The sequence below is a fragment of the Myceligenerans xiligouense genome, assembly GCF_003814695.1.
Taxonomy (GTDB): domain Bacteria; phylum Actinomycetota; class Actinomycetes; order Actinomycetales; family Cellulomonadaceae; genus Myceligenerans; species Myceligenerans xiligouense.
Genome location: NZ_RKQZ01000001.1, coordinates 3,045,710 through 3,071,212, shown reverse-complemented (window position 1 = coordinate 3,071,212; position 25,503 = coordinate 3,045,710). Strand labels below are relative to the sequence as shown.

The following is a 25,503-nucleotide window of genomic DNA, read 5'->3' as shown; positions in this document are numbered from 1 at the left end:
GGGGGAGCATGGCGACGACCTCGTCCGCCGGGCCCGCGCGTGGCGAGCGCGAGTGGCTGGGCCAGTGGAACAACGCCGTGACCAGCTACTTCCTGCTCGTCGGCGCCACCGGCCTGCTCACCGTCATCGGGCTCGTCATGGTGCTTTCCAGCTCCGCGGTCACGTCGATCGCCGACGGCGACTCCCCGTACCGGGACTTCGTCACCCAGGCGCAGTACGCGCTCATGGGCCTGCCGGTGATGTTCGCCGCGACGCGCGTGCCCATCCGCTGGTACAAGCGCCTCGCGCTGCCCGCCCTGCTGGCCGCGGTCGTGCTCCTGCTCCTCGTGATCTTCCTCGGCGAGATCCGCAACGGCCAGCAGAACTGGCTCGTCCTCGGGCCCGTGAGCTTCCAGCCGTCCGAGCTCGCCAAGCTCGCCCTCGCGCTCTGGCTCGGCACGGTCCTCGGGCGCAAGCATGCGCTCCTGGGCACCTGGTCGCACGCGATCATGCCCGCCGTGCCGGGCGCCGTCGTCGTGCTCGGGCTGGTCCTGGCCGGCGGCGACCTCGGCACGGCGATCGTCATCGGGCTGCTCGTCGCCGGCGCGTTCGTCGTCGCCGGCGTCCCGGCGGGGCTGCTCGCGCTGGGCGCCGTCGTCGCCGTGGCCGTCGGCTACGTGTTCGTGGTGCTGCAGGAGAGCCAGGACCGGCTGCAGCGCATCCTGGCCACCTACGGGGCCGACTGCGACGTGACGAGCGAGTGCTACCAGTCGCTGCACGGGCTGTTCGGCCTGGGTACCGGCGGGCTGTGGGGCGTGGGGCTGGGCGCGAGCCGGGAGAAGTGGTCCTACCTGCCCGAGGCGCACAACGACTTCATCTTCGCCGTGATCGGCGAGGAGCTGGGCCTGCTCGGCACACTGCTCGTGCTGGGTCTCTTCGCGGTCCTCGGGCTCGCGACGAGCCGCATCGTGCGGCGGCACCCCGACCCGTTCGTCAAGGTCACGACGGCGGCCGTGGCGTGCTGGATCGTGGGGCAGGGACTGGTGAACATCGGGGTGGTGATCGGCCTGCTGCCGGTGATCGGCGTGCCGCTGCCCCTGGTGTCGGCGGGCGGGTCCGCGCTCATCACGACGATGGGGGCGCTCGGGATGCTGATCTCGTTCGCGCGGACCGAGCCCGGGGCTTCGGAGGCGCTCGCCGCACGCGGTAGCGTCATCCGCAGGTCGCTGGCCGTGCTCGGCACGGCGACGAGAAGGAAACGATGACGAGGTGGAACTGAGTTGACCCAGAAAAACGTCCGGTCGGTGGTGCTCGCCGGAGGCGGGACCGCGGGACATGTGAACCCCCTGCTCGCGGTGGCGGACGAGATCCGCCGCCGTGACCCCGAGGCCCGGGTGCTCGCCCTGGGGACCGCGACCGGCCTGGAGGCCGACCTGGTCCCGTCCCGCGGCTACGAGCTCCGGCACGTCCCCCGCGTGCCGCTGCCCCGCAAGCCGTCGGCGGACCTGTTCGCGCTCCCCGGCCGGCTGCGTGAGGCCGTGCACGCCGCGGAGGCCGCCATCGACGAGATCGGCGCGCAGGCCGTCGTCGGATTCGGCGGCTACGTGTCCACCCCGGCCTATCTCGCCGCCCGGCGCAAGGACATCCCCGTCGTCATCCACGAGCAGAACGCCCGGCCCGGCCTCGCCAACAAGCTCGGCTCCCGCTGGGCCGCGCGGGTCGGCCTGACGTTCCCCGGCACCGCTCTCAAGGGAGGGATCCTGACCGGCCTGCCGCTGCGTGCCGAGATCGCCCGCCTCGTCGACGAGCGTGCCGCCGACACCGCCGGGACGCGCGCCCGGGCGGCCGCCGCCCTCGGCCTCGACCCGGCCCGGCCCACCCTGGTCGTCACGGGCGGCTCCCTCGGCGCCCTCAACCTCAACCGCGCCGTCGGGGGCGCCGCCGGGGCCCTGACCGCCACCGGCGCCCAGGTGCTGCACCTGACCGGCAAGGAGAAGGACGGCCCGGTCCGCGAGATCGCCGCCGCCCTGCCCGCCGAGGCCGCCGCCCGCTACCAGGTGCGTGACTACCTCGCCGAGATGCACCTCGCCCTCGCCGTCGCCGACCTCGTCGTGTGCCGCGCGGGCGCCGGCACCGTCAGCGAGCTGGCCGCCCTCGGCATCCCCGCCGTGTACGTCCCCCTGCCCATCGGCAACGGCGAGCAGCGGCTCAACGCCGCCCCCGTCGTCCAGGCCGGCGGCGGGCTGCTCGTCGACGACGCCGACCTGACCACCGACTGGGTCGCGGGCACCATCCCCGCCCTCCTCGGCGACCGCGAGCGGCTGGGGGTCATGGCCAAGGGCGCCGCGACCGCCGGCATCCGCGACGGCGCCTCCCGCGTCGTCGACCTCGTCGCGGAGGCGATCGCGTGACCCACGCCGTCGCCGACCTCGGCCGGGTGCACATGATCGGCATCGGCGGCGCCGGCATGTCCGTCATCGCCCACCTGCTGCACGCCCGGGGCGTGCCGGTGCGGGGATCCGACGGCGTGGAGTCCGCCGCCGTCGCCCGGCTGCGCGCGGCCGGCGTCCCGGTCTGGGTGGGACACGACGCGGCACACGTCACCGGCGGCGGGGACGACGACGGCACCGGCCCGGCCGACACCGTCGTCGTCTCCAGCGCCGTGCGCGAGACCAACCCCGAGCTCGCGGCCGCCCGCGCGGCCGGGCTGCGCGTGCTGCACCGGTCGGAGGCGCTCGCGGCCCTGATGGCGGGCGGCCGTGGCGTGGCCGTGGCCGGCGCGGCCGGCAAGACCACCACGTCGGCCATGCTCGCCGCGGTGCTGCGCGAGGCCGGGGCCGACCCGTCGTACGCGATCGGCAGCACGGTCCGCACGGCCGACGGCGAGACGCCCGGCGGGCACCTGGGCTCGTCGGACATCCTGGTGGCCGAGGCCGACGAGTCCGACGGCTCGTTCCTCAACTACGAGCCCGTCGTCTCGGTCGTGACGAACGTGGAGCCGGACCACCTGGACCACTGGGGCACGGCGGAGGCCATCCACGCGGCGTTCGTCGACTTCGCCGGGCGTCTGGTGCCCGGCGGGACGCTCGTCGCGTGCGCCGACGACGACGGCTCGCGGGCCGTCGCGGGGGAGATCGCCGCGACCGGCGGCCGGGTCGTCACCTACGGCGAGTCCGGCGACGCCGACGTGCGGATCGCCGACCTGGTCGCCGGTGCGGACGGTGCCACCGCGACGCTCCACGGCCCGCTGCTCGGACCGGAGCCGCTCCCGCTGCGGCTGGCCGTGCCGGGCCGGCACAACGTGCTGAACGCCACGGCGGCGGTGGCGGCCGCCGTGCTGCTGGGCGTCCCCCCGGTCGATGCCGTCACCGCCGCCAGGGCGTTCGTCGGCACCGGCCGGCGGTTCGAGCCCCGGGGCGCCGCCGGAGGGGTGCGCGTCGTGGACGACTACGCGCACCATCCCACCAAGGTGGCGGCGCTCCTGGAGGCGGCCCGGACGGTGGCCGCGCCCGGCCGGGTGCTGGTGCTGTTCCAGCCGCACCTGTACTCGCGTACCCGGGACTTCGCCACCGACTTCGCGCGGGTTCTCTCGCTCGCGGACGAGGTCGTCGTCACCGGTGTGTACGCGGCGCGGGAGGATCCGGACCCGGCGGTCGGCCCGCGCACCATCACCGCCCTCATGTCGCCGGTCACGGCCCACGCCGTCGACGACATGCACGACGCCGCGCGCGAGGTGGCGGATCTGGCCCGCCCGGGGGACCTGGTGCTCACCGTGGGGGCGGGCGACGTCACCACGCTCGGGCCCAGGATCCTGGACCGGCTCGCCGAGCGCGTGGCGGCCGGCGAACTGGCAGCCACGGGGACCACGCGCCGATGAGACCGCCGTCGACCCCGGCGCGGCGGGGGCAGGCACCGGCGGAGGCCGGCGCGCCCGCCGACGCCGTGAGCATGGTCGACCGGCTCGCCGAGCGCGACGCGGAACGCAGGGCCATGGCGCGCACCCGCTTCTGGCGCCGCGCCGCCTGGGCGACGGCCGGCGCCGCGGTGGTGGCGGCGCTGGGCTGGCTGGCCCTCTTCTCGCCGGTGCTCGCGCTCGACCCCGGGCAGGTCACGGTCTCGGGGGAGGGCACCACGATCGACGTCGCCGAGGTCCGCGGCGAGATCCTCCCGGAGCGGGGCGTGCCGCTGCCCCGCCTCGACACGGTCGCGCTGCGCGAGCGGGTGCTGGGGCTGGGCGGTGTCAAGGACGTGCGGATCATGCGCGACTGGCCGCGCGGGCTGACGGTCGAGCTCACCTCGCGCGAGCCGGTGGTCGCCGTGCCCGACGGCGGGCGGTACGCGCTGCTCGACGAGGACGCCGTGCGGGTCGGGACCGCCGCGTCGGCGAGGAACGTGCCCGTGGTCAGCGTGCCGCTCGCGGACGACCCCCGCTCGCGGGCTGCCCTCTTCGCCGCGCTGGACGTCATGGCGGCGCTGCCGCCGGGCCTCGCGGGCAAGGTCGCGTCCGTCACGGCCGACACGCAGGACGACGTACGCACCCGGCTCGACGACGGCACGGCCGTGGTCTGGGGCAGCGGCGATCGCCTGGAGCTGAAGGCGCGCGTGGTGACCACCCTGCGCACGGCGGAGCCCGGCGCCCGCGTCATCGACGTCTCGTCCCCGGACCTCCCGGTCACGCGCTGAGTCCGCGCGCCCGGTCGCGCGCCGCGTCATGGGCCGGGACGCGCGCCGGGACGCGCGGGAGAGATCGTCGCGGCGAAATCACAGGAGTGTGATTCGAGCGTGCATCACGGCGCGACACGCGCGACGATGTTCTTGGACCCGCAGTGGTACGCACATACCGTCGGAGTCAGCAGCAACGTGACATAACACTAACCCTCTACCTTAACCTGAGACTTTCTCGCGGGACAGGGGGCGGTCGCAAGGACCCGGATCGAAAGGCGACGACGTGGCAACTCCGCAGAACTACCTGGCAGTGATCAAGGTGGTCGGCATCGGTGGCGGTGGTGTGAACGCCGTCAACCGCATGATCGAGGTCGGCCTCAAGGGTGTCGAATTCATCGCGATCAACACCGACGCGCAGGCGCTCCTCATGTCGGACGCCGACGTCAAGCTCGACGTCGGGCGCGAGCTCACTCGTGGCCTGGGCGCCGGGGCCGACCCCGAGGTCGGCAAGAAGGCGGCCGAGGACCACGCCGAGGAGATCGAGGACGTGCTGCGTGGCGCGGACATGGTCTTCGTCACCGCGGGCGAGGGCGGCGGCACGGGGACCGGCGGAGCGCCCGTGGTGGCGCGCATCGCGCGGTCGCTCGGTGCGCTGACCGTCGGCGTCGTGACCCGCCCGTTCACGTTCGAGGGCCGTCGCCGCGCCGTCCAGGCCGATCAGGGCATCGAGAATCTCCGCGACGAGGTGGACACGCTGATCGTCATCCCGAACGACCGGCTGCTGTCGATGTCGGACCGCAACGTGTCCGCGATCTCCGCCTTCCACTCGGCCGACCAGGTACTGCACTCCGGTGTCCAGGGCATCACCGACCTCATCACCACGCCCGGCCTGATCAACCTCGACTTCGCCGACGTCAAGTCCGTGATGCAGGGCGCCGGGTCGGCCCTGATGGGCATCGGCTCGGCCCGTGGTGAGGACCGCGCCGTCCAGGCCGCCGAGCTGGCGATCTCCTCGCCGCTCCTGGAGGCCTCGATCGACGGCGCCCACGGGGTGCTGCTCTCGATCCAGGGCGGCAGCGACCTCGGGCTGTTCGAGGTGCACGAGGCCGCGCGCCTGGTGCAGGAGGCCGCGCACCCGGAGGCGAACATCATCTTCGGCACGGTCATCGACGACGCCCTGGGCGACGAGGTGCGCGTCACCGTCATCGCCGCCGGGTTCGACGGCGGCGTCCCGCAGCAGCGCAAGGATTCCGGTGCGCTCGGCACGGTGGCGGGCGGGCGCTCGTCCGCCCCGGCCACCGCTCAGGTGCCGGCGGTCTCGTCGGACGCCGCGCGCCGGGCGCCGGACCCGGTGCCGGCGCCCCCGGGCGACGCCCGTCCCGTGTCCTTCCCGCCCGCCGCGGTGACCGCGCTGCCGCGCGTCGTGACCGACGACGGCGGGGACGACGTGCCGGAGAGCCTCGACGAGCCCGCGGTGGTGGTCTCGCCCGCGTTCGACCGCCGGGACGCCGAGGGCGCCCCGGGCAACGGCGCGCGCGTGGAGGTGCCGCCGCTGTTCGACGAGGCGTCGCGCCGGCCGGTCGACGAGCTCGATGTGCCCGATTTCCTGAAGTGATCCGGGCGGCGTGAACCGGACGGCCCCGTAGGCTCGCGCCATGACAGCGGCCACCGGCATCGACGCGATCCCCGCCGACCTCGGCGAGGGAGTACGCGCCTTCTTCACCACGGCCGCCGGGGGTGTTTCCCCGGCGCCCTGGGCGGCGCCGTCGGGCCCCGGCCTCAATCTCGGGCTCAACGTGTCCGACGACGCCGGCCGCGTCCGGGCGAACCGGGCCCGGCTCGGCGCGGCACTGGGCGGCATCCCGGTCGCGTTCGCCCATCAGGTGCACTCCGACCGGGTGATCCCCCTCGGCTCCCGGGAGCACAGCCGGTGGCACGCCGGCCCGCCACCGGACACGGCCGGGGACGGCGACGCGCTCGTGACCGCCGAGCGCGACCTGGGCCTGGGCGTGCTGGTCGCGGACTGCGTTCCCGTGCTGCTCGCCGATCCCGCGGCGCGGGTGGTGGGTGTCGCGCACGCGGGGCGCAAGGGCACCGCCGCCGGCGTGGTGCTGCGCGCGCTGGAGTCCATGGCGGAGCGCGGGGCCCGGCCGGACCGGGTGCGCGCCGCGGTGGGCCCGGCGGTGTGCGGGCGCTGCTACGAGGTACCCGAGGAGCTGCGGGACGAGGTCGCGGCAGCGGTACCCGGTGCCTTCGCCGAGACGGCCTGGGGCACGCCGGCGCTCGACCTGCCGGCGGGCGTCGGGGCCCAGTTGTCCGCGGCCGGTGTGGCCGTGACGCATGTCCGGCGCTGCACGCTCGAGGACGAGGCGTTCTTCTCCCACCGCCGCGCGACGACCCGCGGGACGATCACCGGCCGGCAGGCGGGCGTCGTCGCCCTGGTCTGACCGAGTGTCAGACACCCCGGCTACCGTTCGATTCATGACCTGCGGAAGCACAGGCTTGTAATTTCATTGGGCACGTGCTGAACAACTTTGGCAAAGTTGGTCACGGCACGGCGTGTCGGACTCCGGTGTCGGATCGCGCCAGGCTACTTTTGTCAAGCCGCACGGTTCGTGCGGTCTCACGCAGGCAGACCGGATGGCGGAGAAGAACTCGCAAGAGGGCGACGAACGGAGAGAGCGATGGCCGGAGCGCTTCGAAAGACCATGCTGTATCTGGGCCTCGCCGACGAGCAGGGCGAGCGGGACGCGTACTACGACGAGTACGAGGACGTGGAGGAGACCGTGCAGGACCACCGACACGCCCAGGTGACGCCGCTGCACCCGGACGGAGCACCGGGCGACGTCCCGTTGTCCACGTCCGAGCTGCGCCGGATCACCACCGTGCACCCGCGCTCGTACAACGACGCGCGAATGATCGGCGAGGCGTTCCGTTCGGGGACGCCCGTGATCATGAACCTCACCGACATGGACGACGCCGACGCCAAGCGCCTGGTGGACTTCTCGGCCGGCCTGATCTTCGGGCTGCACGGCTCGATCGACCGCGTGACCAACAAGGTGTTCCTGCTGTCGCCGGAGCACGTGGAGATCGCGGGCGAGGAGCACGTGCCCGAGCCGCCCGTCACGGGCAAGGGCGGGTTCTACAACCAGAGCTGACACGTCTCCGCGAGATCTTCTCCTGGCCGGCCGAGCGCGCCGGGCATCGTGACGATGCCCGGCGCGCTCGCTGCGTGCGGGGCGGACCGGCGCGCTGTTTCCACGTTCCCGGGCACGTCGCGTAGGTTGGTCCCGTGGCTCTGTTCTGGGGAATCATCGACTTCGCGTTGTTCGCGTTCCTGCTCCTCCTCATCGGCCGGCTGATCTTCGACTGGGTGCAGTACTTCGCCCGGGACTGGAGGCCGTCCGGCGTCGTCCTCGTGATCGCCGAGGCGATCTACACGGTGACCGACCCGCCCCTGCGGGTGCTGCGGCGGATCATTCCGCCGTTGCGACTGGGCTCGGTCCAGCTGGACCTTGCTTTCATGGCGCTCTTCTTTCTGGTGGTTATTGCCAGATCGATCGTCGGCAGCCTCGCATTTGCGGCGGCCTGAGTGTGACCCTCGTCATGAGGCCGTCCATGAGCATGTGATGAATTCGTGACCAGGGGTGGTCCTGGTGCCCTGTCCGGTAACAATCCGCTAACGTGGGAACTCGGCGGACGTGCCGGCAGCCACCATCACCGGTGAGCGCGGGTGCCCGCCGGGAAATTCCGGCTTCAAGGCATTGAGGTGACACGCATGGCACTGCTCACGGCTGAGGACATCCTCAACAAGAAGTTCTCTGCAACAAAGTTTCGTGAAGGGTATGACGTCGAGGAGGTCGACGACTTCCTCGACGAGGTCGTGCGAACCCTCACGTCCGTCCAGGAGGAGAACGAAGGGCTGCACTCCAAGCTGGCGGCTGCCGAGCGGCGTATCGCCGAGCTCTCGCGCGGTGAGGGCGCCGTGCAGCGCCCGGCCGCTCCCGCGCCGGCCGCGGCTCCCGTCGCGGCGCCGATGGCGGGCCCGCAGGGCGCTCCGGAGCCGGAGAACGCCACGGGCATGCTCCAGCTGGCCCAGAAGCTGCACGACGACTACGTGCGCTCCGGCCAGGAGGAGGGTGACCGCCTGATCAGCGAGGCGAAGGCCGAGGGTGCCCGCATCGTGCGCGACGCGGAGGAGACGAGCCACCGCACCCTGTCTCAGCTCGAGCAGGAGCGTTCGCTCCTGGAGCGCAAGATCGACGAGCTGCGTCTGTTCGAGCGCGACTACCGGACCCGCCTCAAGAGCTTCCTGCAGAACCTGCTCGGCGACCTCGACGCCCGGGGCTCCGCGCTCCCGCAGGGACGCGGGGGGCAGCAGCAGGGCCGTCCCGCGGAGATGGCCCAAGGTATCTGAGGCCGGGCGGCGGAAGGGCTGCCGGCCCTTCCCCGCGGTCGCGAGGGTGCCGTGCGCCGGCCCCGGAGAACGACCTCATTGCCACCGGCGCGCGGCGGCACCGACAGCGCCCGTGCAGCGAGATTTCGTCATCAGTTCGGCGAGTCCCGTTGTGCGGGCCGCTTGTTGTGCCTACGCTACTCGGACTTGACTCGGGGCGGCCGTGAAGGGGATCCCATGACCAAGCTTTCGACGACGACGCGCACCGCGCTGAAGCAGTCGTTTCCCAACCTTGCCAAAGATGTGAAGAAGTTCCCGGTGCGTGACGGCGAGGACCCGTGGACGTTGCGAGAGGTCGAGGAGCTCGCCGCTCTCCTGCTCGAGGACAAGGAGCGCCTGGAGGGCGAGCTGCGGGCGGCTGATGCCGAGCTCAGTGACCTCCTGCGCAACTCGGGTGACGGTGCGGGCGACGACCAGGCCGACTACGGCTCCAGTGCGCTCGAGCGCGAGCAGGAGCTGACGCTCGTGAACAACATGCGCGATCTCCTGGAGCAGACCACGCACGCGCTCGAGCGGATCGAGGCGGGCACCTACGGGGTCTGCGAGGCCACGGGCCTGCCCATCGGCAAGGCGCGTCTCCAGGCGTTCCCGCGGGCCACGCTGTCGGTAGAGGCAAAGGCTCGCGAAGAACGTCGGTAAGGGGTTCGCAGGAGGCGGATGAAGTGACCTCCTGCCGAGTCGATATCCTTCGATATCAACGTGGTGATGTCTGAGTTGTGGGCATTGTTGGCGCATTGCCTGGCCGGTCCATCCTAGAATGTCGTTTTCTTTCTCGGGTGGCCCTCGCGGCGTTCCGATTGACAGGGTGAATTTCTCGGAAGATGCTCGGCGAGATGAATCACACGCGTGTCATTCACGCGGGTGATTCATCTCTTTCATCCGACGCTAATTTCGAGGAGACACAATGATGCGAGGATTCCGTGCGGCAGGACGCGCAGCCGCGGCCGTGGTGATGGCGGCGGGCCTGGTCGGCGCTGCCGCGACGGGCGCCGGCGCGTCGGTCGTGACGACCGACGGGGCGGGCGACGGCAGCCTCAACGTGCTGAACAACGTCTGTGTCGCGCCGTGGTACTGGGAGGGGCCGGGCAACGCCAACAGCACCGGCAACCTGACCGAGTACATCGCCTGCAACGGTGAGCAGGCGGAGCTCGGCGGCGACGGCTCGGTCAACGTGCTCAACAACGTGTGCCTCCTGCCGTGGCACTGGGACGGCCCGCTGAACCTGTTCAGCACGGGCAACATGACCGAGTACATGGCCTGCAACTCGTCGGCCGTTTCCTGACGAAGGGCGTGGCCCGCGGCTGAGGTCCGCGCATCGCCCGCGGATCCTCCCACGCATCGCAGGGTGAGCGGACGTCACCGCGACGGGTGAGGCTCTTTCCCGGAACTCCGGGAAAGAGCCTCACCCGTTTTCGTGCGCCCGTCCTGCCTTCCCCGGGCGGTCGGGCACCCGGCCCGTCCACCGGTCGCCCCGTGGGAGACTTTGCCTGATGTCTACTCCCGCTGAACCCTCCGCCGCTGCCGGCGGCGAGACGGATGCCTCCGCCGCACCCTCACCGTCCGGCAGCCGTGTCCTGGTCACCTGGACCGGCGTCCTCGCCGCCGTCGTCCTCGTCGCCGACCAGCTCACCAAATGGTGGGCGGAGTCGGCGCTGGTCGAGGGCGGGGACCCGATCCCCATGATCGGTGAGCTCCTCCAGTTGCGCCTCGTGTACAACCCGGGGGCGGCGCTGTCCATCGCCACGGGGATGACCTGGGTCCTCACGATCATCGTGGTGGTCGTGGTGATCGCGATTCTGCGGCTGATGCGCAAGATCGGCTCGCGCGGCTGGGCCGTGTCGCTCGGCCTGCTCCTCGGCGGCGCCGTCGGCAACCTCGTGGACCGCCTGCTGCGGGACCCCGGGTTCGCCCGCGGGCACGTGGTGGACTTCATCGACTACGCCGGGTTCTTCGTGGGCAACGTGGCGGACATCGCGATCGTCGTCGCGGCGGTCTGGATCGCGGTCCTGTCCCTCCTGGGGATCGGGGTCGACGGCCGGCGCGAGGGCGAGGACCGGCACGCGGCGCCGGTGCCGGACGAGGACGGCGCGCCGTCGTCCGGGGGCGCGGACCGCGCCACCGGGTCCGCCTGATGCCGGTGCGCACCCTGCCCGTTCCCGACGGGCTCGACGGCGACCGGGTCGACGCGGCGCTCGCGCGGATGCTCGGCCTCTCCCGGACCCGCGCGGCCGAGCTCGCCGCGTCCGGCGCGGTGCGGCTGGACGGCCGCGAGGCCGGCAAGTCCGACCGGGTCCTGGCCGGTTCGAGCCTGGAGGTCGACGTGCCCGACGAGCGCCCGGCGGCCGAGGTCGTCGCGGAACCCGTCGAGGGCATGGACATCGTGCACGACGACGACGACATCGTCGTGATCGACAAGCCCGTCGGCGTGGCCGCCCACCCGTCACCGGGATGGAACGGGCCGACCGTGGTCGGCGCGCTGGCCGCGGCCGGCTACCGGATCTCCACCTCGGGCGCGCCGGAACGGCAGGGCATCGTGCACCGGCTCGACGTCGGCACGTCGGGCCTGATGGTGGTCGCGAAGTCGGAGGGCGCGTACTCGGCGCTGAAGCGGGCGTTCAAGGAGCGCACGGTGGAGAAGGTCTACCACGCGCTCGCGCAGGGTCACCCGGACCCGACGTCGGGCACCATCGACGCCCCGATCGGGCGGCACCCGAGCGCGGACTGGAAGTTCGCGGTCACGTCCGCCGGCAAGCCGTCGGTGACGCACTACGAGACGCTCGAGATGCTGCCGGCGGCGTCACTGGTGGAGGTCCACCTGGAGACGGGGCGGACGCACCAGATCCGGGTGCACTTCGCCGCGCTGCGGCACCCGCTCGTCGGGGACCTGACGTACGGGGCGGACCCGGTGCTGGCGACGCGGGCCGGTATCACGCGGCAGTGGCTGCACGCGGTGCGCCTCGGGTTCGACCATCCCGGGACGGGGGAGTGGCTGGAGGTGGCCTCGGACTATCCCGAGGACCTCGCGGCGGCCCTCGACGTCGTCGGCGGAGACTACCGCTGAGGCGGTGATTTCGCAGGTCGTGGTGGTGTTGAGAGGTGGCCCGCGGGCAGTCCGCGCGTCGTCCTTCGTCACTGTCCGTGGCCCCGCATAGGATCGGCCCATGCCCACCGCGACTGCCCCTTCCCCGGCCTCGAAGAGCGAGGACTTCGTCCATCTCCACGTCCACACGGAGTTCTCCATGCTGGACGGCGCGGCGCGGATCGGGGACCTCATGGACGAGGTCGGGCGGCAGGGTCAGAGCGCCGTCGCGACCACCGACCACGGGTACCTGTTCGGCGCGCACGAGTTCTGGGCGCAGGCGCAGAAGAAGGGCATCAAGCCGATCATCGGCGTCGAGGCGTACGTGACGCCCGGCACCAGCCGGTTCGACCAGACGCGCGTGCGGTACGGCGAGGCGGGCCAGGAGTCCGACGACGTGTCGGCGCGCGGCGCGTACACGCACATGACGCTGCTGAGCAAGAACAACACCGGCATGCACAACCTGTTCCGGGCCTCGTCGCTGGCCTCGATCGAGGGCCAGATGGGCAAGTGGCCCCGGATGGACCGCGACCTGCTGGAGCGCTACTCCGAGGGGCTCATCGGGACCACGGGCTGCCCGTCGGGCGAGGTCCAGGTGCGCCTGCGGCTCGGGCAGTGGGACGAGGCGGTCCGGCAGGCCGGCGAGCTGCAGGACATCTTCGGGCGGGAGAACTACTACGTCGAGCTGATGGACCACGGGCTCGAGATCGAGACCCGGGTGACCAAGCAGCTCCTGGAGCTGGCCGAGCACATCGGCGCGCCGCTGGTGGCCACGAACGACCTGCACTACGTGGGTGAGGACGACGCCACCAGCCAGGAGGCCCTGCTCGCCATCAACTCCGGGTCCACGCTGGACGACCCGACCCGGTTCAAGTTCGACGGGACCGGCTACTACGTGAAGTCGGCCGCGCAGATGCGGCGGATCTTCTCCGAGGTTCCCGAGGCGTGCGACAACACGCTGCTCATCGCCGAGCAGTGCGAGGTGTCGTTCGACACGAGCGCGAACTACATGCCCCGCTTCCCCGTCCCCGACGGGGAGGACGAGATCTCGTGGTTCGTCAAGGAGGTCGAGAAGGGGCTGCACCGCCGGTACCCGGCCGGCATCCCGGACGCCGTGCGCAAGCAGGCCGAGTACGAGACCGACGTGATCGTCCAGATGGGCTTCCCGGGGTACTTCCTCGTGGTCGCCGACTTCATCAACTGGTCGAAGGACCAGGGCATCCGCGTGGGCCCGGGTCGAGGCTCCGCTGCCGGCTCGATGGTGTCCTACGTCATGGGCATCACCGAGCTCGACCCGCTGGAGCACGGCCTGATCTTCGAGCGGTTCCTCAACCCCGAGCGCGTGTCGATGCCCGATGTCGACGTGGACTTCGACGAGCGCCGGCGCGGGGAGGCCATCCAGTACGTCACCGAGAAGTACGGCGACGACCGGGTGGCGATGATCGTCACCTACGGCACCATCAAGGCCAAGCAGGCGCTCAAGGACTCGGCGCGGCTGCTCGGGTTCCCCTTCGCGATGGGGGAGAAGCTCACCAAGGCGATGCCGCCCGCCGTGATGGGCAAGGACATCCCGCTGTCGGGGATCTTCGACCCCAAGCACGACCGGTACGCCGAGGCGTCCGAGTTCCGGCAGCTGCACGACACCGACCCGGAGTCGCAGCGCGTCGTCGAGCTGGCCCGCGGCATCGAGGGACTGAAGCGGCAGTGGGGCGTGCACGCCGCCGGCGTGATCATGTCGAGCGACCCGCTGATCGACATCATCCCGATCATGAAGCGCCCCCAGGACGGCGCGATCATCACGCAGTTCGACTACCCGACGTCCGAGGGCCTCGGCCTCATCAAGATGGACTTCCTGGGGCTGCGCAACCTGACGATCCTCGACGACGCGCTCGAGAACATCGTGATGAACGGCAAGGACCCCGTCGACATCGAGCACGTCGCGCTCGACGACAAGCCCACCTACGAGCTGCTCGCCAGCGGCAACACGCTCGGCGTGTTCCAGCTCGACGGCGGGGCGATGCGGGCCCTGCTGCGGCAGATGCGGCCCGACAACTTCGAGGACGTCTCCGCCGTCATCGCCCTGTACCGGCCCGGGCCGATGGGCATGAACTCGCACATCAACTACGCCCTGCGCAAGAACGGGCAGCAGAAGATCGAAGCGATCCACCCGGAGGTGGTCGAGCCGTTCGCGGAGATCCTCGACGAGACCTACGGCCTGATCGTCTACCAGGAGCAGGTGCAGCGCGCCGCCCAGATCATGGCCGGCTACTCGCTCGGACAAGCCGACCTGCTCCGCCGCGCCATGGGCAAGAAGAAGCCCGAGGTGCTGGCCAAGGAGTTCGTGAACTTCGAGAAGGGCGCCAAGGAGAAGGGGTACAGCGACGGGGCGATCAAGGCGGTCTGGGACACGCTGGTCCCGTTCGCCGGGTACGCGTTCAACAAGGCGCACTCCGCCGGTTACGGCCTCGTCGCGTACTGGACCGCCTTCCTCAAGGCGAACTACCCGGCCGAGTACATGGCCGCCCTCCTGCAGTCCGTGGGCGACAACAAGGACAAGATGGCGCTCTACCTCAACGAGTGCCGCCGCATGGGTATCACCGTGCTCCCACCGGACGTCAACGACTCCGCCGTGAAGTTCACCGCCGTCGGGGGCGACATCCGCTTCGGCCTCACGGGCGTGCGGAACGTCGGCAAGAACGTGGTGGACGCGATCGTGGCCGCCCGCGAGGAGCACGGCGCCTACACCTCGTTCACCGACTTCCTGGACAAGGTTCCCGCGGTGGTCTGCAACAAGCGGACCATCGAGTCGCTCGTCAAGGCCGGCGCCTTCGACTCCCTCGGGCACACGCGGCGCTCGCTGCTCGTGGTGCACGAGCAGGCGGTCGACTCGGTGATCAGCGTGAAGCGCAAGGAGGCGGAGGGCCAGTTCGACCTGTTCGCGGACCTGGGCGGCGGCGACACGGGGGACGACGGCGGGATGAGCTTCGCGGTGGAGGTGCCCGACCTGCCCGACTGGGAGAAGAAGCAGAAGCTCGCCTTCGAGCGGGAGATGCTGGGCCTGTACGTCAGCGACCATCCGCTGTCCGGCCTGGACCACGTGCTGTCCCGGGCGTCGGACACGTCGGTGGCCTCCCTGCTCGGCGACGGCGAGCGGCCGGAGAACTCCGTGGTCACGGTCGCGGGCCTGCTCACGTCCGTGCAGCGCAAGATGAGCAAGAACGGCAACCCGTGGGCGGCGGTCACCCTCGAGGATCTCGAGGGCGCGGTCGAGGTGATGTTCTTCGGGGAGACGTACCTCGCCTACTCCACGGTGCTCGCGGAGGACCAGGTGGTGGTGCTGCGCGGCAAGGTCCGCAAGCGCGACGACCAGGTCTCGCTGCAGGCGATGGAGGTCGCGCTGCCGGACATCACGGTGGGCGCGGACTCCCCGCTCGGCGTGACCGTGCCGCACACACGCGCGGTCGAGCCCGTGATGGTGCGGCTGCGCGAGGTGCTGGCCGACCATCCCGGCTCCGCCGAGGTGCACGTGGCCGTGGACGAGCCGGGCAAGCGGACGGTCGTGCGGGCCGCGGACTCGCTCCGCGTCGAGAAGACGCCGGCGCTGTTCGGCGACCTCAAGGCCCTGCTCGGGCAGAGCTGCCTGTCATGAGCGATCCGGTGACGGTGCGAGAGGACGAGGTCGGGATGACCAGGGAGGCCGGGACGACCGGGGAAGGGACGCCCGGCGAGGAGGCGGAGCCGAACGATCGTTACGACGAGCGCGATCACGAGCGGTTCGCCCTGGTCCCCGCGGCGTACGTGCTGCTGCGGCGCCAGGCGCCGCGCCAACCGTGGGCGGGCGGCACCGGGCGCCGGGGCCTGCCTCCCGGACCGGGCGCACCCGGCTGCGCCGAGGTGCTGCTCCAGCTGCGGCAGAACACCGGCTACCGCGACGGGTTCTGGGCGTGCGCCGCCGCGGGGCACGTCGAGGAGGGCGAGTCCGTCGTCGAGGCGGCCGTGCGGGAGGCCGCCGAGGAACTGGGCGTCACGGTGGATCCGGCGGACCTGCGGCCGCTGACCGTGCTGCACCGGGGCGAGCCCGGCGGGCCCGCGGTCGAGCAGCGCGTGGACTTCTTCTTCGAGACCAGCCGCTGGGAGGGCACGCCGGGGATCCTCGAGCCGGAGAAGACCGCGGATCTCGCCTGGGTGCCGCTCGCCGAGCCGCCGGTCTCCCTCGTGCCGCACGAAGCCGTCGTGCTGGACGCGCTCCGCGCCCGCGAGGCAGGCGGCCCCGCCGTGCCGCCCCTCATGACGTACGGGTTCGGCGACGCGACGGGGCGTGCCGGATGATCCGCCTCAATCCCGAACAGCTCGTGTTCGTCACCGAGCGGCACCTGGCCACGCTCACCACGCTGCGGGCGGACGGCACACCGCACGTGGTCCCGGTCGCGTTCACCTGGGACGCCGCCGCCGGCGTCGTGCGGATCACCGCGAACCGCGGGTCGGTCAAGGCACGCAACGCGCGCGGGTACCCGCCCGGCGAGGCGGCCCCGCGGGCAGCGGTGTGCCAGGTCGACGGCGGCCGCTGGATCACTCTGGAGGGCCGGATCGAGGTGAGCGACGACCCGGACGAGATCGCGTCCGCCGTGGAGCGCTACGCGCGGCGGTACCGCACCCTGGCACCGAACCCGGAACGCATCGTGCTGCGCCTCACCCCGGACAAGGTCATGGCCAGCACATACATGGCCTGACCCCGCGGCGTCGGATCCTGCCCCGGGCCCGGGGCTCAGCCGACGACGGCGCTCTGCGCACCGCCGGGGCCCCGCACCGTCACACGGTCCCCGCGGGTGAGCTGCCGGCCCCGGCGGGTCTCCGTCCGGCCGTTCACGAGGACGTCCCCGGCGGTGACGAGCTCGCGGGCCCGCACGCCGTCGTCGGCCAGGTTCGCCAGCTTGAGGAACTGCCCGAGCCGGATCGACTCGTCCCGGATCGGGACGGGTTCGGGTTCGGGCAGGGCGCCGGGCTGCGGGTCGCGGATCTTCACGCCCCCATCATCTCCCATCGCCGTCGGCGGTCACGGGAGCCGGCACCGCGCGATCCGTCCATGACCCGGCCGCGACCGCCGTCGGCCGCCCGCGGAAACTAGACTGATCGCCGTGATCCAGCGCATCGATCTGACCGGGCGTGATCTGACGTCCCCCGCCGCACGTCGCGACCTGCTCGCCACCCTGCCGCGCGCCGAGATGCGCGTGGACGACGCCGCGCGCGCCGTCGAGCCGCTGCTGCATCAGGTGCGCGACGGCGGGGCGGGCGCGCTGCGCGACATCGCCGAGCGGTTCGACGGCGTCCGCCCCGAGCACCTGCGTGTCCCGCCCGAGGCGCTCGCGGATGCGCTCGACACCCTCGCGCCGGACGTCCGTGCCGGCCTCACGGAGGCGATCCGCCGCGTGCGCGAGGTGCACGCCGCCCAGCTCCCGGTCGAGCGGGTCACGGAGCCGGCCCCGGGCGCCGTCGTCCGGCAGCGGTACGTGCCCGTCCGCCGGGTCGGTCTGTACGCGCCGGGCGGCCTGGCCGTCTACCCGTCGAGCGTCGTCATGAACGTCGTCGCCGCGCAGACGGCCGGCGTGCCCGGGATCGCCCTGGCGTCCCCGCCGCAGAAGGAGCACGGCGGGCTTCCGCACCCCACGATCCTGGCCGCGTGCGCGCTGCTCGGCGTCGACGAGGTGTACGCCGTGGGCGGCGCCCAGGCCGTGGCGATGTTCGCCTACGGAGCCGCCGGCACCGCGCCGCAGGACGGTGAGATGCTGTGCGAGCCCGTCGACGTCGTCACCGGCCCGGGCAACGTCTACGTCGCCGCGGCCAAACGGCTCGTGCGCGGCGTCGTGGGGATCGACGCCGAGGCGGGCCCCACCGAGATCGCCGTCCTCGCGGACGGCACCGCCGACGCCACGCACGTCGCCCTCGACCTCATCAGCCAGGCCGAGCACGACCCGATGGCAGCCTCCGTGCTGGTCACGGACTCGACCGCGCTCGCCGACGCCGTCGCGGAACGGCTGACCGACCTCGCCCACGCCACCAAGCACAGCACGCGGGTGGCCACGGCCCTGGACGGACCGCAGTCCGCGATCGTGCTCGTGGACGACGTCGACGCCGGGCTCGCCGTCGTCGACGCGTACGGCGCGGAACACCTGGAGATCCAGGCGGCCGGCGCGTCCGCGCTCGCCGACCGCGTGCGCAACGCGGGCGCGATCTTCGTGGGGCCGTGGTCGCCCGTGTCGCTGGGCGACTACCTGGCAGGGTCCAACCACGTGCTGCCCACCGGGGGCACCGCGCGGTTCGCGAGCGCGCTCGGGGTGTACTCGTTCCTCAAGCCCGTCCAGGTGATCGAGTACACGCGGGACGCCCTGGAGCAGGTGGCGGGACACATCACGGCGGTCGCGAACGACGAGGACCTGCCCGCGCACGGCGAGGCGGTGCGCGGCCGGTTCGCCTGAGACCTGTGGACACCGGGTGGGGCCCGCGGGCCGGATGAGAGACTTGTCGCCATGCCGCCGAGCCCACCGCCTCCCGTCGGAACGGCTGCGATCAAGCACCTCGTCGGAGGCGGCGCGTTCGAGCGGGGCCGGCGGTACCAGGCCGGCGGGCATGTCCTGGGCTGGACGTGGGACCGTGCGGCGCGCCGACTGAAGGGCACCGTCGAAGGCTCCGCGCGCCGGCCCTACGAGTGCGAGGTCCGGTTCCATGTGAACGGCGTCGGGCGGTACACGGTGTCCTCGACGGAGTGCTCGTGCCCCGTCGGCGCGTACTGCAAGCACGTGGTCGCGGTCCTGCTGGACGCTCAGCAGGACGCGACACGGGACGAGGGGTCCGCCGAGACGGCCTCGGGCACCTCCGCCCCGTGGCGCGGGTGGATGCGGCGGGTCGTGGCGGCCCCGGCGAGGGTGCCGGGCGCGGAGGGCGCCGAGCCGGAGCTGGCCCTCGGGATCCAGGTGCGGGAGCGCGCCGAGGGGACGGTGCTGCAGGCCAAGCCCGTGCGGCGCACCCAGAAGGGGACGTGGAGCAAGAGCAACGACGTCACGTGGGACTCGGTGCGTCCTGGGTGGGGCTACGGCCTGGGCCGCGACGTGGTGGGCCGGGCCGACCGGCGGGTGCGGAGCTGGTTCGCCGACCTGGGTGATCTCGCGGGGACGCCCTACGGGTCGGGTGCCTGGCGGGACCTGGGCGCCTTCGGACGCCTCCTGTGGCCGCTGCTCGCCGAGGCCGGGGAGCTCGGCGTGCCCGTGGTCGGTGTCCGGCGCGGGGACGAGGTTCGCGTCGCGTCGTCGTCGGATCTGGCGCTCGACGTGCTGCGGGCCGATGCCGCGCCGGGGCTGCGCGTGGTGACGTCGGTGAGGTTCGACGGCGAGGAGCCGGGTCAGGGCTCGGAGACCGGCGCCCTGAACGAGCACGGCCTGTTCGCGGTGACGCCGCTCGGTGGGTCGCGCCGCCGGATCACGCTCGGTCCGACGCCGGACCCGCTGACGGACACGCAGCTCGACGCGCTGGCCATGCCGGAGCTCGACGTCCCGGAACGGGACGTCCCGGAGTTCCTCACGGACTACTACCCGCGGCTGCGCAGCCGCGTCACGGTCCGGGCGGCGGACGATCTCGAGCTGCCGGAGGCGGCCCGGCCGGTGCTCGTGTGCACGGCGGTGTTCTCGGGGCCGGACCGGGCGGTGGTCAGCTGGTCCTGGGAGTACGGCACGGGCGTACTCGCCCGGCGGCATGCCGTCGGTGACGGCGGCGGGACCGAGCTGCGCGACGTCGCCGCGGAGGCACGGATCGCCGCCGAGGCCTCGGCGGTGGTGCGGCGCAGCGCGAAGTTCGCCGGCTTCCGGCTGGTGCGCCGCCACGAGGTGGGCGGGCTGGCGGTGCTGGAGCTGGGTACCGAGGTGCTTCCCGCGCTCGACGTGCTGGCCGAGGTCCGCGTCGAGACCCACGAGCGCCCCGACTACACGGAGCTGAGCGACGCGCCCGTGGTGTCGGTCACCGCCGGCGAGTCCGGCGACATGGACTGGTTCGACCTCGGCGTCGCGGTGAGCGTGGACGGCCGGGAGGTGCCGCTGCCGCTGCTGCTGGCGGCCCTGACCCGCGGCGACGACCGCGTCGTCCTGCCCGACGGCGCGTGGCTGCGGACCGATCACCCGTCCCTGGACCGCCTGCGGGAGCTGGTCGCGGAGGCGGTCCGGCTCAGCGACCGGCCCGGAGAGCTGCGGCTGTCCCGCTACAACGCCGGCCTGTGGGGCGACCTCACGGAGGTGGCCGACGTCGTCGAGCAGTCCGAGTCGTGGCGGCGCTCGGCCGAGGGACTCCTCGCCCTGGCCTCCGGGGCCGGCGACCTCCCCGATCCGGCGACCGAGGTGCCCCTGCCGACCGGGCTCAAGGCGGAGCTGCGGCCCTACCAGCGGCACGGCTACGCCTGGCTGACGTTCCTCGCGGAGCACGGGCTCGGCGGGATCCTCGCCGACGACATGGGCCTCGGCAAGACCGTGCAGACTCTGGCGTTCCTCGCCCGGGCCCGCGAAGGTCTCGGCAGCGACCCGCGCCGGGAGCCGGGCGAGAAGCCGTTCCTGGTGGTGGCGCCGGCGTCGGTGGTGGGCAACTGGGTGGCCGAGGCCCAGCGGTTCACGCCGGACCTGCGCGTCGTCGCGCTGGCGTCGACGCCGGGAAGGCTGCGCACCTCGGTACCGGAGGTCGCGGTGGATGCCGACGTCGTCGTCACCAGCTACGCGATCTTCCGCCTGGCCCATGACGGCTTCCGCGAGGTGGACTGGAGCGGCCTCGTCCTGGACGAGGCGCAGTTCGCGAAGAACCACGCGACCCGGACCAACGAGGTGGCGCGACTGCTGCGTGCGCCCTTCAAGCTGGCGATCACCGGCACGCCCCTGGAGAACAACCTCATGGAGCTGTGGGCGATGCTGGCGATCGTGGCCCCGGGGCTGTACCGGTCGGCCGGGCGGTTCCGCGAGGACTACGTGCGGCTCGTCGAGTCGGGGGCGAGGGACCCCGAACTGGCCGAGGAGGCCGACCGGGCCGTGGCGCGGCTACGCGGCCGGATCCGGCCGCTGCTGCTGCGACGCACCAAGGAGCAGGTCGCGCCGGAGCTGCCCGAACGCCAGGAACAGACGCTCAGCGTGGACCTGCACGCCACGCACCGCGCCGTCTACGACCGCCACCTCCAGCGTGAGCGGTCGAGGATGCTGGGCCTGCTCGACGACTTCGACACCAACCGGATCGCGATCTTCCGGTCCCTGACGATCCTGCGCCGTCTCGCGCTGGACGCGTCACTCGTGGACCCGGCCTACGAGGGAGTCCCGTCGGCGAAGCTGGACGTGCTGGCGGAGCAGCTGGTGGAGGTCGCCGCGGAGGGCCACCGCGCCCTGGTGTTCAGCCAGTTCACCTCGTTCCTGGGGCTGGCGCGGGAACGGCTGGCGGCGGAGGGCGTCGCCACGGAGTACCTCGACGGGTCCACGACGCGGCGCACCGAGGTGATCCAGCGGTTCAAGGAAGGCGAGGCACCGGTGTTCCTCATCTCCCTCAAGGCGGGCGGGTTCGGCGTGAATCTCACGGAGGCCGACTACGTCTACCTGCTCGACCCGTGGTGGAACCCGGCGACCGAGGCGCAGGCGGTGGACCGGACGCACCGCATCGGGCAGACCCGCAACGTCATGGTGTTCCGCATGGTCTCGGCGGGGACGATCGAGGAGAAGGTCATGGCGCTCAAGGAGCGCAAGGCCAAGCTGTTCGACGCCGTCATGAACGACGACGGCGGTGCGTTCACCGGTGGGCTGAACGTGGACGACATCCGCGGACTGCTGGAAGAGGCCTGACCGGCGGTCGCCGGGGAACACCGGTCGAAAGTTCTGGTCGGAAGTTTCGGTTTTTTAATCGTTTCCTGTTCTGGGCTAGAGAGATAACGTTTTCGTAGGGTGCGATGCGTCGACCGATCGAAGGAGATCCGTATGCATACCGCACGATCATCGCAGGCGCCGGCGGCGGAACCCGCGCCGTCGTCCCGGCCGCCGGGGCCGCGCCGGACACGCCGTCATCGCTGGGCCGCTCCGTGGGCCGTTCTCTCCCTTGTCGTGGCCGGCGGTGGGGCCGCCCTGACGGCGACCGCTGCGAGTGCGGCGGAGGGGTGCTCCGTGGAGTACACCGTCGTCAACGAATGGCAGGGCGGCTACCAGGCCGACGTCACCGTGACCAATCTGGGCGACCCTGTCTCCTCGTGGGAGGTGGCCTGGCAGCTCGGATCCGGGCAGGGCATCGCGCAGGCATGGAACGCGCAGGTGGCGCAGAGCGGGTCGCAGGTCACCGCGAGCAACGTGGGCTGGAACGGGAGCCTCGGCAGCGGCGGGTCGGCAAGCTTCGGTCTCATCGGTTCGGGACCGAGCTCGCCGACCCCCGGCGGCTTCACCATGAACGGCGTCACGTGCACGGGCGACGTCGGGAGCACGCCCACCCCGACGGATCCGGACCCGACACCGACGGATCCGGACCCGACACCGACGGATCCCGGACCGGGGCCCGCGCCCGGGGGCGAGTTCGACGGCGCCGACTGCGACGTCTCGGGCAGCGGACCGGGCGCCAACTCGCAGCTGCCCGACCCGTTCCTGTCGATGGACGGCACCCGGATCACCGAGACGTCCGACTGGCGATGCCGCCGGGCGGAGATCAAGAAGCTCTCCGAGGACACGATGTACGGCGCCAAGCCGGGCCCGCCCGACAGCGTGACCGGCACCGTGACGGGGTCGAGCATCACCGTGAACGTCTCCGACGAGGGCCGGAGCACGAGCTTCTCGGCGAGCGTGGAGACGCCCGGCGGCAGCGGCCCGTTCCCGGCCGTCTTCGTGTACGGCGGCTTCGGCGGCGACACGGCGACGATCCTCAGCTCGGGTGCCGCCGTGATCAGGTACGACCCGCTGGTCGTGGGGCAGGAGGGCACGTCGCGGGGCAACAAGGCGGGCGCGTTCTACGACGTCTACGGGTCGAACAGCGGCACGGGGCTGCTCGCCGCGTGGGGCTGGGGCGTCAGCCGCATCATCGACGTGATCGAGTCCGACGGCGGTGCCGTGCTCGACCCGGACTCGTTCGGCGTGACCGGATGCTCGCGCTACGGCAAGGGCGCGTTCGTGGCCGGCGCCTTCGACCAGCGCATCGACCTGACCATGCCGGTCGAGTCCGGCGCCGGCGGCGCACCGATCATGCGCGGGCTCGCCCAGGAATCCGGTGCCCAGTCGCCGAGCAGCGCCTACGGGGAGCAGCCGTGGCTCGGCGATGCTTTCGGCAGCTACCAGAACAACGTGTCGGGTCTTCCGGTGGACACGCACCAGGTGATCGGCATGATCGCTCCGCGTGGCCTGTTCCTCATGGAGAATCCGCACATCGACTGGCTCGGGGCCGGCTCCGGCGCGACGGCGGCGCTCGCGGGCCGGGAGATCTACCGGGCGCTCGGTGAGGCCGGGAACATCTCGTACGTCTCCGCCGTCTCGGACGGCAACCACTGCGCGAACCGGTCCGAGTGGGTCCAGCCGATGCGGCAGCACATCCAGGCGTCCCTGTTCGACACGGGTCAGGGACCGGGCGACTTCCGGATCTCGCCGAGCCGGCCGGGCGATCTCGATCGGTGGCGTAGCTGGACGACGCCGTCGCTCGGCTGAGCGGGCAAGGCTCGCTCCGGTTGCCGGAGGTGGCGTGCCGCCGGCGCGCGGGCCTCGGCAACCGGAGCGCGGCCTGCGTCGGAACGGCGGCGGAGGCCGCGCTCCGGCGGAGGCCGCGCACCGGTGCGCGGTCGCTCCCCGGTGCGCGGTCGCCGCACGGTTCGCCGAGCCCGCGGTGTGGGAATCCCTCATGTCCGGGCGAGAGCATCTTGCTAGTGTCCTGAACAAATGGTCGTGGCGCCCGCACCGGCCTCAACGCGAAAGCTGAGGTGACCCTCGTGAGATCCCGTCGTACCCCGGTGCTCGTCGCCGCACTCGCGGCCGCGGCCCTCACCACGGGCGCCGTCGTCGTCCCCGGCCTGGTGGCCCCGGCCGTGGCCGCGGAATGCCCGGCGACGGCCTGGGCGGAGGGAACCAGCTTCGCGGTCGGTGACCAGGTCACCTACCAGAGCCGCGGCTACACCGCGCGCATCGGCCACACGGCCCATGCCGGCGCGGGCTGGAACCCGGCGGACACTCCGACACTCTGGTCCGACGACGGAGCCTGCGCCGGCGGCCCGGATCCGACGCCGAGCGAGCCCGAGCCGACGCCGTCGGATCCGGGACCCACGCCGAGCGACCCCGGGCCCACGCCGAGCGACGACCCGCCGGACACCGGGTGCGGCGTGCAGGGACGGCCCGGCGGCAAGGTCCTGCAGGGCTACTGGGAGAACTGGGACGGTGCGTCGAACGGCGTGCACCCGGGCATGGGCTGGATCCCGATCGACGACCCCCGCATCGCGGACCACGGGTACAACGTCGCGATGCTCGCGTTCCCGGTCATCCTCCCCGACGGCACCGCCCTGTGGCAGGACGGCATGGACAACGGCGTCGACGTGCCGAGCCCCGAGGAGATGTGCGCCGCGAAGGAGGACGGCACGCGATTGCTGCTGTCCATCGGTGGAGCGACGGCCAGCATCGACCTGACCAGCCAGGCCGTGGCCGACCGCTTCGTCGAGACCATCGTGCCGATCCTCCGCGACAACCACTTCGACGGGATCGACATCGACATCGAGGCAGGACTCGTCGGGAGCGGCGACATCGACACACCCTCCACGCAGCAGGCGAACCTGATCCGCATCATCGACGGCGTGCTCGCGCACATGCCGTCCGGCTTCGGACTCACGATGGCCCCCGAGACCGCGTACGTGACCGGCGGCAGCGTCACGTACGGAGGGATCTGGGGCGCCTACCTGCCGATCATCAAGCGGTACGTCGACAACGGCCGGCTCTGGTGGCTGAACATGCAGTACTACAACGGCGAGATGTACGACTGCGACGGCAACGGATACGCGGCCGGGACGGTCGCCGGCTTCGTGGCGCAGACCGACTGCCTGAACGAGGGCCTCGAGATCCAGGGCACCACGATCCGGCTTCCCTACGAGATGCAGGTGCCGGGCCTCCCCGCCCAGGAGGGCGCGGGCGGCGGATACATGGCGCCGTCGCTGGTGGGCGAGGCGTACTCGTCGTACGGCGGGCAGCTCAAGGGCCTCATGACGTGGTCGATCAACTGGGACGGGTCACGGGGCTGGACCTTCGGCGACAACGTGAGGTCGCTCCAGGGCCGGTAGGCCTCGGCCCGCCCGGCGGGGTGTCGTGCCGGGCGG

The 25,503-nt window shown here is 72.2% G+C and carries 21 protein-coding genes; 20 read left to right on the top strand and 1 reads right to left on the bottom strand.

The genetic code is table 11. The annotated features are described in order from the left end of the window. The first annotated feature begins 8 nt into the window (after positions 1-8). The 16 genes from ftsW (at position 9) to EDD34_RS13285 (ending at position 16,909) form a co-directional block, all read left to right on the top strand. Positions 9-1,244: a putative lipid II flippase FtsW gene (gene ftsW / locus EDD34_RS13360; RefSeq protein WP_123815015.1), complete on the top strand. Its 1,236-nt coding sequence runs from the start codon at positions 9-11 to the stop codon at positions 1,242-1,244. Positions 1,245-1,259: 15 nt separating this feature from the next. Beyond that, positions 1,260-2,390 (top strand): undecaprenyldiphospho-muramoylpentapeptide beta-N-acetylglucosaminyltransferase, encoded by a 1,131-nt coding sequence (gene murG / locus EDD34_RS13355; RefSeq protein ID WP_123815014.1) that lies wholly within the window; start codon positions 1,260-1,262, stop codon positions 2,388-2,390. Then, positions 2,387-3,856 (top strand): UDP-N-acetylmuramate--L-alanine ligase, encoded by a 1,470-nt coding sequence (murC, locus tag EDD34_RS13350; protein WP_342774836.1) that lies wholly within the window; start codon positions 2,387-2,389, stop codon positions 3,854-3,856. Before murG ends, murC begins: the two co-directional genes overlap by 4 nt. Next, a complete protein-coding gene (locus EDD34_RS13345) occupies positions 3,853-4,662 on the top strand; it encodes a cell division protein FtsQ/DivIB (RefSeq protein WP_123815013.1) in 810 nt (269 codons plus the stop codon). The genes murC and EDD34_RS13345 overlap by 4 nt, the downstream gene beginning before the upstream one ends. Positions 4,663-4,927: 265 nt before the next feature. Beyond that, positions 4,928-6,259 (top strand): cell division protein FtsZ, encoded by a 1,332-nt coding sequence (gene ftsZ / locus EDD34_RS13340; RefSeq protein WP_123815012.1) that lies wholly within the window; start codon positions 4,928-4,930, stop codon positions 6,257-6,259. Between the two features lie 40 nt (positions 6,260-6,299). Then, entirely contained in the window at positions 6,300-7,091 is a 792-nt protein-coding gene (gene pgeF, locus EDD34_RS13335; protein ID WP_123815011.1) for a peptidoglycan editing factor PgeF, read from the top strand. 237 nt (positions 7,092-7,328) lie between these two features. Continuing rightward, on the top strand, positions 7,329-7,802 hold the full coding sequence (locus tag EDD34_RS13330) for a cell division protein SepF (protein ID WP_123815010.1): 474 nt from the start codon (positions 7,329-7,331) through the stop codon (positions 7,800-7,802). A gap of 134 nt (positions 7,803-7,936) precedes the next feature. After that, on the top strand, positions 7,937-8,236 hold the full coding sequence (locus EDD34_RS13325; RefSeq protein WP_123815009.1) for a YggT family protein: 300 nt from the start codon (positions 7,937-7,939) through the stop codon (positions 8,234-8,236). A 186-nt stretch (positions 8,237-8,422) separates the two neighbouring features. Next, positions 8,423-9,061 (top strand): DivIVA domain-containing protein, encoded by a 639-nt coding sequence (locus tag EDD34_RS13320; protein ID WP_123815008.1) that lies wholly within the window; start codon positions 8,423-8,425, stop codon positions 9,059-9,061. Positions 9,062-9,277: 216 nt separating this feature from the next. Further along, positions 9,278-9,739 carry a TraR/DksA family transcriptional regulator gene (locus EDD34_RS13315; protein ID WP_123815007.1) on the top strand — a complete coding sequence of 154 codons (462 nt, stop codon included), beginning with the start codon at positions 9,278-9,280 and terminating at the stop codon, positions 9,737-9,739. A gap of 268 nt (positions 9,740-10,007) precedes the next feature. After that, positions 10,008-10,382, top strand: a complete 375-nt coding sequence (locus tag EDD34_RS13310; RefSeq protein ID WP_123815006.1) for a hypothetical protein — start codon at positions 10,008-10,010, stop codon at positions 10,380-10,382. Positions 10,383-10,590: 208 nt separating this feature from the next. After that, positions 10,591-11,232 (top strand): signal peptidase II, encoded by a 642-nt coding sequence (locus EDD34_RS13305; RefSeq protein WP_123815005.1) that lies wholly within the window; start codon positions 10,591-10,593, stop codon positions 11,230-11,232. Further along, positions 11,232-12,161 carry an RluA family pseudouridine synthase gene (locus EDD34_RS13300; RefSeq protein WP_123815004.1) on the top strand — a complete coding sequence of 310 codons (930 nt, stop codon included), beginning with the start codon at positions 11,232-11,234 and terminating at the stop codon, positions 12,159-12,161. Before EDD34_RS13305 ends, EDD34_RS13300 begins: the two co-directional genes overlap by 1 nt. 100 nt (positions 12,162-12,261) lie before the next feature. Continuing rightward, positions 12,262-15,828, top strand: coding sequence for a DNA polymerase III subunit alpha (dnaE, locus tag EDD34_RS13295; protein ID WP_123815003.1), 3,567 nt, complete (start codon positions 12,262-12,264; stop codon positions 15,826-15,828). Then, the gene (locus EDD34_RS13290) at positions 15,825-16,508 is read left to right on the top strand and encodes an NUDIX domain-containing protein (RefSeq protein ID WP_342774835.1); all 684 of its coding nucleotides are present in this window, start codon (positions 15,825-15,827) and stop codon (positions 16,506-16,508) included. Before dnaE ends, EDD34_RS13290 begins: the two co-directional genes overlap by 4 nt. Continuing rightward, positions 16,505-16,909, top strand: coding sequence for a pyridoxamine 5'-phosphate oxidase family protein (locus EDD34_RS13285; RefSeq protein ID WP_123815002.1), 405 nt, complete (start codon positions 16,505-16,507; stop codon positions 16,907-16,909). Before EDD34_RS13290 ends, EDD34_RS13285 begins: the two co-directional genes overlap by 4 nt. A gap of 35 nt (positions 16,910-16,944) precedes the next feature. Here EDD34_RS13285 and EDD34_RS13280 read toward each other — a convergent pair whose 3' ends face one another. Further along, entirely contained in the window at positions 16,945-17,202 is a 258-nt protein-coding gene (locus EDD34_RS13280) for an RNA-binding S4 domain-containing protein (protein ID WP_246012395.1), read from the bottom strand. Positions 17,203-17,314: 112 nt separating this feature from the next. Between EDD34_RS13280 and hisD the strand changes: the two genes are divergently transcribed. From hisD to EDD34_RS13260, 4 genes are all read left to right on the top strand, one after another. Continuing rightward, complete coding sequence (gene hisD, locus EDD34_RS13275; protein WP_123815000.1) at positions 17,315-18,652, top strand: histidinol dehydrogenase; 1,338 nt, start codon at positions 17,315-17,317, stop codon at positions 18,650-18,652. Between the two features lie 51 nt (positions 18,653-18,703). Continuing rightward, positions 18,704-22,027 (top strand): DEAD/DEAH box helicase, encoded by a 3,324-nt coding sequence (locus EDD34_RS13270; RefSeq protein ID WP_123814999.1) that lies wholly within the window; start codon positions 18,704-18,706, stop codon positions 22,025-22,027. A 315-nt stretch (positions 22,028-22,342) separates the two neighbouring features. Continuing rightward, positions 22,343-23,857, top strand: coding sequence for a glucuronyl esterase domain-containing protein (locus EDD34_RS13265; RefSeq protein WP_246012393.1), 1,515 nt, complete (start codon positions 22,343-22,345; stop codon positions 23,855-23,857). A 278-nt stretch (positions 23,858-24,135) separates the two neighbouring features. Continuing rightward, positions 24,136-25,467, top strand: coding sequence for a carbohydrate-binding protein (locus tag EDD34_RS13260; protein WP_123814997.1), 1,332 nt, complete (start codon positions 24,136-24,138; stop codon positions 25,465-25,467). Positions 25,468-25,503: the final 36 nt, after the last annotated feature.